Below are 12096 nucleotides of genomic sequence, written 5' to 3'. Positions count from 1 at the left end.
GCAGCTTGTGTCGTGCGACAGTGAAGTGAATGAAAAGGAGACAAAGATGAAACGTAGAGACGCTCTCAAGAACAGCGCGGCCGTGCTCGGCATGTTGGTGGCCGCCGGTCTGCTGCCGCAGGCCGCGCAGGCGGCCTATAACAAGACCGCTTTCGACGCCAAGACCGTGGCCGATGTGCTCAAGGCCATGGGCGCTGCTGCGCCTGCCGAGAGCAAGGACGTGACGCTGACGGCGCCCGACATCGCCGAAAACGGGGCCGTCGTTCCCCTGGGCGCCGCGACCAGCCTGCCCAATGTGAAGCAGATGCTGGTGCTGGTGGAAAAGAACCCCAACACGCTGGTTGCAGCCTTTACCGTCAACGAGGCGCTGGAGGCCAATTTTCTGACCCGCGCCAAGCTGGGCCAGTCCTCGGATGTGTATGCCGTGGCCATCACCAATGACGGCAAGGCTTTTTATGCCAAGAAGGAAGTCAAGGTCACCCTCGGTGGCTGCGGCGGCTGATTGCAACCAATCATCTGAAACAGGAGAAGAACATGGCTGATCCAATGCGTATTCGTGCCCAGGCTGCGGGTGACAAGACCACTGTGCGCGTGCTGATGTCCCATGAAATGGAGACCGGCCAGCGCAAGGATGCGGAAGGCAAGACCGTGCCCGCCTGGTTTATCCAGGAGGTGACGGCGGCGCACAACGGCAAGCAGGTGCTGCAGGCCGAATGGGGTCCTGCGGTTTCCAAGAACCCGTTTTTGCAGTTCGTGGTCAAGGGCGCCAAGGCGGGAGACAAGATCTCGGTGAGCTGGAAGGACAACAAGGGCGAGACCCGTACGGATGAAGCGACCGTGAGCTGAGCACGGCGCAGACACCGGCTGGCCGCCGGCCAGCCTTCATCCCGGTCCAGAATCAATCAAAAAACAGAGAGCTGCCCCATGAGACATTCCTCCCCCAGTCAGATGGCTGCCGCCGTGCTGGCCTTGTGCATGGCCGCGCCGGTGCTGGCGCAAAAGTCCACGGCCGACGGCATTGCCGAGTACCGCGAGATGCTGCAGGACGGCAACCCCGCCGAGCTGTTCGAGATGAAGGGCGAGGAGCTGTGGAAGCAAAAGCGAGGCCCCCGCAAGGCGTCCATGGAGCAGTGCGATCTGGGCAAGGGGCCGGGCGTGGTCAAGGGCGCATTTGTAGAGCTGCCGCGCTATTTTGCCGACACGGGCAAGGTGCAGGATCTGGAGTCGCGCCTGCTGACCTGCATGGACAGGCTGCAGGGGCTGGACGCGCAAAAGATTGCGGCAACACCGTTTGGCAAGGACGAGCAAAAGAACATGGAAGGGCTGGTGGCCTGGATTTCATCGCAGTCCAAAGGCATGAAGTTCAACCTGCCCCAAGGCCATGTGCAGGAAAGGCAGATGTACGAGGCGGGCAAGCGCATGTTCTATATGCGCGGCGGCCCGCATGACTTTGCCTGCGCCTCCTGCCATGGTGCGGATGGCAAGCGCATCCGCATGCAGGATCTGCCCAATCTGACCAGGAACCCCGGCGCAGCGGAAGGCTTTGGTGCCTGGCCCGCCTATCGCGTCTCCTCGGGCGAGCTCTGGAGCATGCAGCGCCGCCTCAACGACTGCTTCCGTCAGCAGCGCTTTCCCTATCCCGGTTACGCCAGCGACGTGACGGTGGCGCTGGGTGTGTTCATGGGCGTCAACGGCAAGGGCGGGATGTCGACCGCACCGGCCATCAAGCGATAAGGAGGCCCTATGCGCAAGCAAAAATACATGCCGTATCTGGCCGTGGCCGCATCGTTGCTGGTGCTGGGCTGTGCCTCCGTCGACGGGGTGGCGGACATCGATGCCTTGACGGCCAAGATGGTGCAGACCTCTTTTCGCGATCAGGGCATCGCCAAGGTCGATCGCCTGCAGCAGGACGAATCGAATGCGGCCTGCAGCGCTGCCGATGCTTCGGGCAAGCCGCTGGCGCCTGAGCGTGCGCAAGCCATCGAAGCTGCCAATCTCAAGACCGTCAAATGGCCTCAGGATGGCAAGCTGCTCGGCGACTGGAAGGAGGGCGAAAAAATCGCCCAGAACGGCAGAGGCATGACCTGGAGCGACAAGGCGGGCAGCGCCAATGGCGGCAACTGCTACAACTGCCACCAGATCAGCAAGGAAGAAATCTCCTTTGGCACGCTGGGCCCCAGTCTCTACAACTATGGAAAGATTCGCGGCATCAAGGATCCGGGCAGCCCCGAATCCAGAGCCATCGTCGAGTACACCTGGGGCAAGATCTGGAACGCCAAGGCCTACAACGCCTGCTCGGGCATGCCCCGCTTCGGTCACTCCGGCATCCTCAGCGAAGCGCAGACACGAGATCTTGTCGCCTTGCTTGTCGATCCTGCCTCTCCCGTCAACAAATAGCCTCCTTCAAGCGGCGCGGCTGCTTGCCCGTCTCGCAGTGCTGAGCTATCCGGCAGGGGAGCGAGACCGGGCGGCGCAGCATTGCGGACATGGCTTGTGCCAGTTGGGATAGCGCGGGCGTCCTGTCGACGGAAATGCCCGCGCCTGCCCCTGGTTGGCACAAGTACCAACGGATATCACCATGAGTCTTTCCAAACGCGAATTTCTGCAAGTGCTGGCGGCAGCCAGTGTCTCGGGCATGGGCTTGCAGCGCTATGCCCACGCCGATCAGTCGCTGGCCGACAAGGCCTTGTATGAGGTGGCGCCGTTCGGCAATGTGTCCCTGCTGCACATGACGGACTGCCATGCTCAGCTCAACCCGGTGCACTTTCGCGAGCCCAGTGTCAATCTCGGTATCGCTGCGATGAAGAACCAGCGCCCGCATCTGGTGGGCGAGCATCTGCTGCGCTCCGTGGGCATCAAGCCCGGAACGGCTTCGGCCCATGCATTCAGCTATCTGGACTTCGAGGCGGCGGCCAGGCGCTACGGCAAGGTGGGCGGGTTTGCCCATCTGTCCACGCTGGTCAAGCGCATGCGCGCCTCGCGCCCGGGCGCACTGCTGCTGGACGGCGGCGACACCTGGCAGGGCTCGGCCACTTCGCTGTGGACCAATGCCCAGGACATGGTGGATGCCTGCAAGCTGCTGGGCGTGGACGTGATGACGGGCCACTGGGAATTCACCTACGGCATGCAGCGCGTGCAGGAGATCATCGACAAGGATTTCGGCACGCAGCTCGACTTTGTGGCGCAAAACGTCAAGACGGCCGATTTCGGTGATCCGGTGTTCAAGCCCTATGTGATTCGCGAGATCAACGGCGTGCCCGTGGCCATCATCGGCCAGGCCTTCCCGTACACGCCGATCGCCAATCCGCGCTACATGGTGGCGGACTGGAGCTTCGGCATCCAGGACGACAATCTGCAGAAGATGGTGGACGAGGTGCGCACCAAGGGCGCCAAGGTGGTGGTCGTGCTCTCGCACAACGGCATGGACGTGGACCTCAAGATGGCCAGCCGCGTGCGCGGCATAGATGCCATCCTGGGCGGCCACACGCATGACGGCATGCCGGTGCCCACCCTGGTGCAGAACGCAGGCGGCAAGACCATCGTCACCAACGCGGGCTCCAACGGCAAGTTTCTCGGTGTGCTGGATTTTGATGTCAGGGACGGCAAGGTGCGCGGCTTCCAGTACCGCCTGCTGCCGGTGTTCGCCAACATCCTCCCCGCCGATGCCCAGATGCAGGCGCTGATCACGCGGGTGCGTGCGCCCTATGAAAGCCGGCTGGGCGAAGTGCTGGCGCGCACCGACGGCACGCTGTACCGCCGCGGCAACTTCAACGGCACGGGCGACCAGTTGCTGCTGGACGCCATGATGGAGGTGCAGAATGCGCCGATTGCCTTCTCGCCGGGCTTTCGCTGGGGGACATCGTTGCTGGCCGGGCAGGACATCACGCGCGAATGGCTGATGGACATGACGGCCACCACGTATTCCTACGCCACGGTGACCGAGATGACGGGCACCACGATCAAGACGGTGCTCGAAGACGTGGCCGACAACCTCTTCAACCCCGATCCCTACTACCAGCAGGGCGGCGACATGGTGCGCGTGGGCGGCCTGCAATACCAGTGCGACCCGGCGGCGGCCGCGGGCCGGCGCATCAGCGACATGCGCCTGAACGGCCAGTTGCTGGAGGCGGACAAGAAATACAAGGTGGCCGGCTGGGCGCCCGTGGCCGAAGATGCCAAGAGCGCAGGCCACAAACAGATCTGGGAGGTGGTCGAGCCCTGGCTCAAGGACCGCAAGACGCTTGGGCCGCGCCGGCTCGACGAGCCCAGACTGATCAATGTCGGCGGCAATCAGGGGCTGGCCAAGGCCTGATGAAAGCCGATTAAGGCACAGTTATCGCGCGGGCTGGGGTATATGCCATTGCCTTGAAGCCGGGCCGCGCCGTCCAATGCCCGCATGAGTCTTGCCGAGTTTGATTCCCTGACGGCCACCGTTTTGGTGGCCATTTTGTTGCTGGCCGCTGTTCTGGGCTTCGTGATGCGCGAGACCCGCTTTTGCACGGTGGGTGCCATCAGCGATGTGGTCTATCTGCAGGACTGGGGGCGGGCGCGCCAGTGGTGCATGGCCATCGCCGTGAGCATGCTGGGCTTCACGGCGCTGGCGCTGTGCGGCCAGTTGCAGGTGGGCGATGCCCTTTATGCCAGCCGCCGCTTGCTGTGGCTGTCGGCCCTGGCCGGAGGGTTGCTGTTTGGCGCAGGCATGGTGCTGGCATCGGGCTGCGGGGCCAGGAATCTGACCCGGCTGGGCAGCGGCAGCCTCAAGGCGCTCGTGGTGTTGCTGGTCATGGGCGTGGCCGCCTTTGCCACGCTCAAGGGCATCACCGCCGTGGCGCGGGTGCGCTGGCTGGACAGTGTGCATCTTGAATTCGCGGGCCCGGCCCTGCTGCCCGAATGGCTGGCCGGCCATATCGCCTGGCCCTTGACGCTGCTGCGCGGTGTGCTGGGCCTGGGCCTGGGGGCGCTGTTGCTGCTGCTGGCCTTCGACCCCCGGCCTGGTGCCGAGCGCAGCCGGATCGTGCTGCTGGGCGGGCTGCTGGTGGGCCTGTGCGTGACGGCAGCCTGGTGGCTCAGCGGTCATCTGGCGCTGGTGGCCGAGCACCCCGAGACGCTGGAGCAGGTCTATGCCGCGACCTATAGCGGCCGTATCGAGGCCTTCAGCTTTGTCACGCCGGTGGCGCACACGCTGGACTGGCTGATGTTCTTCAGCGACCGCAACAAGGTGCTGACCTGGGGCATTGCCTCGGTGGCAGGCGTGGTCCTGGGCAGTTTTGTCCATGCGCTGTGGCGCAGGGACTTCCAGTGGCAGGGCTTTGCCGACCGCCGGGACCTGGCCCGTCACCTGCTGGGCGGGCTGCTGATGGGCGTGGGCGGGGTGACGGCCATGGGTTGCACCGTGGGCCAGGGCATCAGTGCGATCTCCATGCTCAGCCTGGGCAGCTTTGTGGCGCTGGCCGGCATTGTGCTGGGCGCGGTGCTGATGCTGCGCCATCTGGCACAGACGGCATGAAGCCCGATAAATTTAATAGCTGCTTGCGCCTGTCAGTAAACAGATTCAGCATGAAAACATGCTGAATATAAGAAAAGGAGCGCGGTAGGCGCTCCTTTTTTATGGTTTGCAGCGTTTCAGAGCTTGCGCAGACGCGCGGCCGCCTCGATCAGGGTTTCGTCCTTCTTGGCAAAGCAAAAACGCACCACGCGCTGATCGAAGCCGTCGCCGTAGAAGGCCGACAGCGGAATCGCGGCCACGCCGATTTCCTTGACCAGCCACTGGCAGAACTCGGCCTCGTTGAGATCGCAGACCGAGGAGATGTCGGCACAGAGGAAATACGTGCCGGCCGTGGGCAACAGCTTCAGGCGCGAGCCCTGCAGGCCGCCGAGGAACAGATCGCGCTTGGCCTGGTAGAAGGCAGAAAGCTCCAGATAGGGCGCGGGGTCCTGCATGTACTGCGCAAGGCCCGCCTGCATGGGCGTGTTCACGGTGAACACATTGAACTGGTGCACCTTGCGGAACTCGGCGGTGAGGGCCGCGGGCGCGGCCACGGTGCCCACCTTCCAGCCCGTGACATGGTAGGTCTTGCCAAAGCTGGAGACGATGAAGGCGCGCTCGGCCAGGCCCGGGTAGCGGGCGCTGCTCAGATGCTGGGCACCGTCGAAGACCATGTGCTCGTAGACCTCGTCGCTGATCAGCAGCACATTGGTGGGTGCCAGCAGGGCTTCGAGCTGGCGCATTTCCGCATCGGTCCAGATGGTGGCGCTGGGGTTGTGCGGGCTGTTGATGATCAGCAGGCGCGTGCGCGGCGTGATGGCGGCCGCGATCGAGGCAAAGTCGGGGCGGAAGCTGCCGGGCGTCAGCGCCACCCGCACGGCCACGCCGCCGGCCAGCTCGATATTGGGCACATAGCTGTCGTAGCAGGGGTCGAGCACGATGACTTCGTCGCCCGCATGCACGGTGGCCAGAATGGCCGTGAGAATGGCCTGAGTGGCGCCGGCGGTGATGGTGATCTCGCTGCCCGCGTCATAGCGGCGGCCGTGCAGCGTTTCGATCTTGGCCGCCACGGCTTCGCGCAGCGCGGGCCAGCCCGCCATGGGCGGGTACTGGTTGTGACCGGCGCGCATGGCGTCGTTGACAGCGTCGAGCAGCCTGGGGTCGCAGCCGAAGTCGGGGAAGCCCTGGCCCAGATTGACGGCCTTGTGCTCGGCGGCCAGCGCCGACATGACGGTGAAAATGGTGGTGCCCACATTGGGCAGCTTGCTGGGGAAGTTGGGAGTCACGATAGTCTTGCAATGCATGGGCCGGGTGCGCAGGCACCAGCCCTTAAGGCGGGCCGGATCAGAGCCCGAAGTCGTCCACGCTGCCGTTCATGGCGCGCATGATGAGGTCGCGCGAGAGTCGGTCGCTGAGCAACTCGGCAAACCTGTAGACGAAGTTGCGCAAGTATGCGCCGCGCTTGATGGCCACGCGGGCCACGCTGGCGCCGAACAGATGGCCGACGGGGCGCACCACCAGATCATTGACGGGGTCGTCGCGCATGGCCATCTCGGCCACGATGCCAATGCCCAGGCCCAGACGCACATAGGTCTTGATCACGTCGGCATCGATGGCCTCCAGCACAATGTGCGGATGCAGGCGGCGCATCTCGAAGGCTTGGTCGATCTTGCCGCGTCCGGTAAAGGACGGGTGGTAGGTGATCAGAGCCTCCTGGGCGATGTCCTCCAGCGTGATGCGCTCTTTCTGCGCCAGCGGGTGGCCCGTGGGAATGACCAGCACATGCTGCCATTCGTAGCAGGGCAGGGTCACCAGATCGGGGTAGTCAGCCAGCGATTCGGTGGCCATGCCGATCTCGGCCACTTCATCGATCACCATGCGCGCGACTTCGGCAGGCGTGGCCTGGTGCAGGCTGATGGTGACCTTGGGATAGAGCTCACGAAGGCGTGCCACGGCGGGTGGCAGCACATAGCGGGCCTGGGTGTGGGTGGTGGCGATGCTCAGCGTGCCGCTGTCCTGGGCGCTGTATTGCTCGCCGATGCGCTTGAGGTTGCCCACCTCGCGCATGATCAGCTCTATGCTCTTGAGGACTTCCTGTCCCGGCTCGGTGATGCGCTTGAGGCGCTTGCCGTGGCGCGCAAAGATATCGATGCCCAGTTCTTCCTCAAGCTCGATGATGGCTTTGGAGACTCCAGGCTGGGAGGTGTGCAGGGCTTTGGCCGCCTCGGTGAGGTTGAGATTGCGGCGGGCGGCTTCCTGAACGAAGCGGAATTGATGCAGGTTCATGACGGCATGGACTAAGAACTCGCATCATTATGCTTCAAATATCTAAAGAAGCTATTTTTTATTTGAAATCTGTATGTTTGAGCGCTTCGCTGCCGGCTGCCGCCTCTACTGCCTCTACCGCCAGCTGCGCCAGCAGGGACGTGACGCGCGGATTCTCTCCCGCTGCGGTCTGCAGATCGAACCGGCAGCCGGGATGCTGCCGGCGCAACTCGTCCAGCAGGCGCGGAATATCTTCTCGTGCATGTTTGCCGGTACCGAGAAACAGCGGCAGCACGATCAGATGTTCGACGCCTTGCGCAATCAGGCTTTGCGCGGCGGCAGGCAGATCCGGTGCGCAGGCATCCAGATAGGCGCAGATGCAGTGCAGGTCGGGCCGCATTGCCTGTACCAGCTGATGCACGGCCTCTATGGGCTGGCGCCAGAGAGCGTCTCTGGAGCCATGGGCCAGCAGGATCAGACCGGACCGGCCTGGAGTGTGGTTGGCTGCGTCATCCATGGCTAGCGCCTCAGTACCAGCCAGGCAAAGGCCGAGAGCGATAGCGCGGTATAGAGCAGGCCCGGCGCCGCGGCGGCCAGCCAGGGCCACCAGGATTGCAGGGTGCCGATATAGCCGAACACGTTGTTGAGCAGGAAAAAGCTGATGCCTGCCATCACCCCGCCAAACACATAGGCAGTGATGCCGCCCGAGCGGAAATGCAGATAGGCAAAAGGCAGGGCGAGCACCACCATCACCAGGCAGCTCAGCGGGTAGAAGACCTTGCGCCAGAACTCGATTTCATACTTCTGCGCCGCCTGGCCGTTGTCCTGCAGATGGCGTATGAACTGGAACAGTGCAATCGTGGTCATGCGATCGGGCTTGAGCAGCGCGCCCGAGACCATGGCCGCAGTGACCTTGGTGGGCCAGTTCATGCTGGCTTCGCTGATTGGGCTGAGCTTGGTGACATCGCCTTCCTGAGCGACCTTGCTGCCTTGCACACCATGCAACGTCCACTGTTCCTCGTCTTCATCGACCTGGGCTGATTGAGCGTTGATCTGCGCAGCGATGCGGCCCTTGCTGTCGAATTCGAAGATGCGCACATTGACGAAATCGCCAGGGCTCTTGACGGCCCCGACATTGATGGCCACAGAGTGATCGCCCTGCTTTTCCTTGAGCCAGGCGCCGGTGGCGCCCCGGGAGATCTGGCCCTTGCTGATCACGCGCAGTTTCTGGCTGAAGTTGTCGGCAGCAGGGGCAATGTAGTCACCCACCAGCACGGTGAGCAGCACAAAGCTCATGCCCAGAATCAGCAGCGTGCGCAATGCCAGCCAGGGGCCCATGCCGCTGGTGCGCATGATGGTGAACTCCGAGCTCTGGGCGAACTTGGCCATCACGAAGATGGCGCCGATCAGCACGGCAATCGGCATCAGCTCGTAGAGGTGGCCCGGAATGGACAGAGTCACGAACAGCAGCGCGCGCGTGGCGGTGTAGCCGGCATTGCCACTGCCCACCCAGCGCATTTCATCGACCAGGTCGAAGAAGAAGAACAGCGCCAGGAAGGCCAGCGAGACATACAGGACGGCCTGTATGACCTCGCGATAGATCAGGTTGCGCAGAACTTTCATCGTGCGCTCTCCTGACGCTTGCCCGAGCGCTGCAGCAGATCGCGCAGCGACCAGCGGAAGTGGCGCGCCAGCAGTACCAGCACGCTGAGCGTGAGGATGCTGCCATGCAGCAGGCCCAGAATGCCCCACATGCCTATCTTGTTGGCGCTGACCCAGCTCTCGCCCAGGGTCATGAGGTTGTAGTAAACGATAAAGGCGAAGAGGGCGATCATCAGGCTGCTGCTATTGCCCGCGCGCGGGTTCACGCTGGAGATGGCCAGGCCCAGAATGACAAAATTCAGCGCGGCAAAGGGCAGGCCCAGACGCCATGCCAGCACGGAGCGGGCAATCGGCTCATCCATGCCGATCAAGTCCTTGGTGGGCATGCTGCGCGCCGCCATCTCCTCGATGGCGACGGGGTTGTCGTTGTCGACCTGCACACCGTATTCCTTGAACTCGGTGATGCGCACCGAGCCGTCGTCGCTGCGTGTCTCCATGCGCTGGCCGTCCTCCAGAATCACCATGCGCTGGCCCTTGATGACGGCCAGATGCGCGCCCTTGGCCGAGGTCACGGATTCCTTGCCCGGGTCACGCGAGACCACGAAGACGTTGCTGGCAGCCATGTCCGAAGGGGAATCCTTGTCGACGAAGAACACGCGTGTGCCGCCCGCCGATTCCTGGAACTCGCCGGGGGCAATGCGATCCAAGTCGCTGCGCTGCTGGAACTGGGTCTTGATCTGCTCGATTTGCTGATAGGACCAGGGCAGCACGCCCAGAGCCAGGACTGCCGTGATGAGAATCACCGGCCAGGCAAAGCGCAGCAAAGGCTTGAGCAGGCTGGCCAGACCCTGGCCGGCGGCAAACCAGATGACCATCTCGCTGTCGCGGTACATGCGGGAAAGAGATCCCACAATGGCGACAAACAGACTCAGGCCCAGAATGGTCGGGAGTTGCCCGAGCACGGTGAAACCCATGACCAGCATCACGTCGGAAGGGCTGACACTGCCCTTGTAAGCCTGACCCAGGGTGCGGATCAGCATCATGGTCATCACCACAGTGATCAGAACCACGGCCGTCGCACCAAAGCTGCGGGCCAGCTCTTTGCGTATGGATGAATCGAATAACATTGGCTAAAAGGAAAACACCGATTATGAACTTTGAACTGAAGGCTCTGACCGCTGCCGCCGCAGCGCGTGAAAAATGTGATCTGCTGTTGGTGCTGGTTTCTGAACAGGCTGCATCGGGCACATTCGGCAGCGACGCCATCGGAGCCATGGTGGCTCATGCGGTGAAGCAGGGTGATTTTGCACTGTCTTGCGGCAAGCAATTGCCTTTGTACCAAGTGCCCGCCATTGCCGCACGCCGTGTGGTGCTGTTGGGCGTGGGAGCGGGTACTCCCAAGGACGTGCGCAACTCCTTGGCCGGCTGTGGCGTGGTGCTCAAGACCGAAGGCATTGCCAAGGCTGTTGTGAGCTTTGCCTTTGATGCCGATGTCCAGGCTGTAGCGGCTGCCGTGCAGGCAGTGGCCGATGCGACCTACCTCTATACCCACACCAAATCCCAGGCCAAGCCCATTGCGCTGACCAAGCTCGTGCTGGGCGTATCGTCCAAGACGGCTGCTGTTACCGCTGCTTTCAATACCGCAGTGGCGCAGCAGGAGGGCGTGGCCATGGCCCGCGAATGGGCCAACCGCCCGGCCAACCATGCAACGCCCACCTTGCTGGCCAATGCTGCCAAGAGCATTGCCAAGGCAGCACGCATGAGCTGCAAGATTCACGGCCCTGCCGATGTGGCCAAGCTGGGCATGGGCGCTTTCATGGCGGTGGCCCAGGGCTCGCGCGAACCCCTGCGCTTTATCGAGCTGCACTACAACGGTGCGGCCAAGAGCGTGGCCCCCATCGTGCTGGTGGGCAAGGGCATTACTTTTGACACCGGCGGCATATCGCTCAAGCCTGCAGCAGAGATGGACGAGATGAAGTTCGACATGGGCGGTGCTGCCAGCGTGCTGGGCGTGTTCCAGGCGCTGGCCAAGCTGCAGCCGGCCATCAACGTCGTAGGCCTGATCCCCGCATGCGAGAACATGCCCGACGGTGCAGCCGTCAAGCCCGGCGATGTGGTGACCAGCATGAGCGGCCAGACCATCGAGATCCTCAACACGGACGCAGAAGGCCGGCTGGTGCTGTGCGATGTGCTGCATTACGCAGCGCGCTTCAAGCCCTCTGCGCTGGTCGATATGGCCACGCTGACTGGCGCTTGCGTGATAGCTCTGGGCGGTTTGCGCAGCGGCCTGTTCTCGACCAGCGACGAGCTGGCAGCCGCGTTGCAGACCGCTGGCGATATGGCGCTTGATCCTTGCTGGCGCATGCCTCTGGACGACGAGTACGCCGATGGCCTCAAGAGCAATTTTGCGGACATGGGCAACGTGGCAGGGCGCGCCGCAGGTGCGGTGACGGCCGCCAAGTTCCTGCAGAAATTTGTGGGCGATATTCCCTGGGCGCATCTGGATATCGCCGGTACTGCCTGGAAGAGCGGTGCTGCCAAGGGCGCTACGGGGCGCCCCGTAGGCCTGCTGGTGCAATATCTGCTGGGTCAGGAAGGCCGGGTTGCCGCTGCGCCAGCGACTGCAGCCAGGGCTCCGGTGGCTCGCAAGAGTGCTGCCAAGCCTGCGGCTTCGCGCCGCTCGCGTGTGACTGCCAAGGCTTCAGCATAAGAAAAGTCGGCAGAGGCGGCCTGGTTTCAGACCG

Annotated in this window: 12 protein-coding genes; 7 read left to right on the top strand and 5 right to left on the bottom strand. The window is 63.1% G+C overall.

All coding sequences use genetic code 11. From position 1 onward, the window contains the following. Positions 1-46: 46 nt before the first annotated feature. From soxY to P353_RS09105, 6 genes are all read left to right on the top strand, one after another. Positions 47-502, top strand: a complete 456-nt coding sequence (gene soxY / locus P353_RS09130) for a thiosulfate oxidation carrier protein SoxY (protein WP_003053937.1) — start codon at positions 47-49, stop codon at positions 500-502. A 32-nt stretch (positions 503-534) separates the two neighbouring features. Further along, positions 535-846: a thiosulfate oxidation carrier complex protein SoxZ gene (soxZ, locus tag P353_RS09125; RefSeq protein WP_003053938.1), complete on the top strand. Its 312-nt coding sequence runs from the start codon at positions 535-537 to the stop codon at positions 844-846. A gap of 78 nt (positions 847-924) precedes the next feature. Continuing rightward, on the top strand, positions 925-1734 hold the full coding sequence (gene soxA / locus P353_RS09120) for a sulfur oxidation c-type cytochrome SoxA (RefSeq protein WP_003053940.1): 810 nt from the start codon (positions 925-927) through the stop codon (positions 1732-1734). Positions 1735-1743: 9 nt separating this feature from the next. Further along, positions 1744-2397 (top strand): sulfur oxidation c-type cytochrome SoxX, encoded by a 654-nt coding sequence (gene soxX, locus P353_RS09115; protein ID WP_034368241.1) that lies wholly within the window; start codon positions 1744-1746, stop codon positions 2395-2397. 181 nt (positions 2398-2578) lie between these two features. Next, a complete protein-coding gene (gene soxB, locus P353_RS09110; RefSeq protein ID WP_034368236.1) occupies positions 2579-4312 on the top strand; it encodes a thiosulfohydrolase SoxB in 1734 nt (577 codons plus the stop codon). Between the two features lie 84 nt (positions 4313-4396). Beyond that, positions 4397-5506: a YeeE/YedE family protein gene (locus tag P353_RS09105; protein WP_003053944.1), complete on the top strand. Its 1110-nt coding sequence runs from the start codon at positions 4397-4399 to the stop codon at positions 5504-5506. A gap of 116 nt (positions 5507-5622) precedes the next feature. On the opposite strand, the gene P353_RS09100 is transcribed toward P353_RS09105, so the two are convergent. The 5 genes from P353_RS09100 to lptF are packed head-to-tail and all read right to left on the bottom strand — an operon-like array spanning position 5623 to position 10479. Next, entirely contained in the window at positions 5623-6789 is a 1167-nt protein-coding gene (locus tag P353_RS09100) for a pyridoxal phosphate-dependent aminotransferase (RefSeq protein WP_034368232.1), read from the bottom strand. 40 nt (positions 6790-6829) lie between these two features. Then, positions 6830-7771 (bottom strand): CysB family HTH-type transcriptional regulator, encoded by a 942-nt coding sequence (locus P353_RS09095; RefSeq protein ID WP_003053946.1) that lies wholly within the window; start codon positions 7769-7771, stop codon positions 6830-6832. Positions 7772-7829: 58 nt separating this feature from the next. Beyond that, a complete protein-coding gene (locus P353_RS09090; protein WP_034368229.1) occupies positions 7830-8267 on the bottom strand; it encodes a sirohydrochlorin chelatase in 438 nt (145 codons plus the stop codon). Positions 8268-8269: 2 nt separating this feature from the next. Then, entirely contained in the window at positions 8270-9373 is a 1104-nt protein-coding gene (lptG, locus tag P353_RS09085) for an LPS export ABC transporter permease LptG (RefSeq protein ID WP_034368227.1), read from the bottom strand. Then, a complete protein-coding gene (gene lptF / locus P353_RS09080; RefSeq protein WP_034368224.1) occupies positions 9370-10479 on the bottom strand; it encodes an LPS export ABC transporter permease LptF in 1110 nt (369 codons plus the stop codon). Before lptF ends, lptG begins: the two co-directional genes overlap by 4 nt. Positions 10480-10502: 23 nt before the next feature. On the opposite strand from lptF, the gene P353_RS09075 reads away from it, so the two are divergent. Next, positions 10503-12062: a leucyl aminopeptidase gene (locus tag P353_RS09075; RefSeq protein WP_034368221.1), complete on the top strand. Its 1560-nt coding sequence runs from the start codon at positions 10503-10505 to the stop codon at positions 12060-12062. The last annotated feature ends 34 nt before the right edge of the window (positions 12063-12096 follow it).

This window comes from Comamonas testosteroni (assembly GCF_000761245.1).
In the GTDB taxonomy this organism is placed as follows: Bacteria; Pseudomonadota; Gammaproteobacteria; order Burkholderiales; family Burkholderiaceae_C; genus Comamonas; species Comamonas testosteroni_C.
The sequence above is the reverse complement of the archived record's forward strand: the minus strand, read 5'-3'. Positions and strand labels throughout refer to the sequence as shown.

Bases quoted from the DNA above. Each gene is read 5' to 3' on its own strand.
- P353_RS09090 (WP_034368229.1), bottom strand. From the start codon at position 8,267: ATGGATGACGCAGCCAACCACACTCCAGGCCGGTCCGGTCTGATCCTG.
- soxX (WP_034368241.1), top strand. From the start codon at position 1,744: ATGCGCAAGCAAAAATACATGCCGTATCTGGCCGTGGCCGCATCGTTG.
- soxY (WP_003053937.1), top strand. From the start codon at position 47: ATGAAACGTAGAGACGCTCTCAAGAACAGCGCGGCCGTGCTCGGCATG.
- P353_RS09095 (WP_003053946.1), bottom strand. From the start codon at position 7,771: ATGAACCTGCATCAATTCCGCTTCGTTCAGGAAGCCGCCCGCCGCAAT.
- P353_RS09105 (WP_003053944.1), top strand. From the start codon at position 4,397: ATGAGTCTTGCCGAGTTTGATTCCCTGACGGCCACCGTTTTGGTGGCC.
- lptF (WP_034368224.1), bottom strand. From the start codon at position 10,479: ATGTTATTCGATTCATCCATACGCAAAGAGCTGGCCCGCAGCTTTGGT.
- soxB (WP_034368236.1), top strand. From the start codon at position 2,579: ATGAGTCTTTCCAAACGCGAATTTCTGCAAGTGCTGGCGGCAGCCAGT.
- P353_RS09075 (WP_034368221.1), top strand. From the start codon at position 10,503: ATGAACTTTGAACTGAAGGCTCTGACCGCTGCCGCCGCAGCGCGTGAA.
- P353_RS09100 (WP_034368232.1), bottom strand. From the start codon at position 6,789: ATGCATTGCAAGACTATCGTGACTCCCAACTTCCCCAGCAAGCTGCCC.
- soxA (WP_003053940.1), top strand. From the start codon at position 925: ATGAGACATTCCTCCCCCAGTCAGATGGCTGCCGCCGTGCTGGCCTTG.
- soxZ (WP_003053938.1), top strand. From the start codon at position 535: ATGGCTGATCCAATGCGTATTCGTGCCCAGGCTGCGGGTGACAAGACC.
- lptG (WP_034368227.1), bottom strand. From the start codon at position 9,373: ATGAAAGTTCTGCGCAACCTGATCTATCGCGAGGTCATACAGGCCGTC.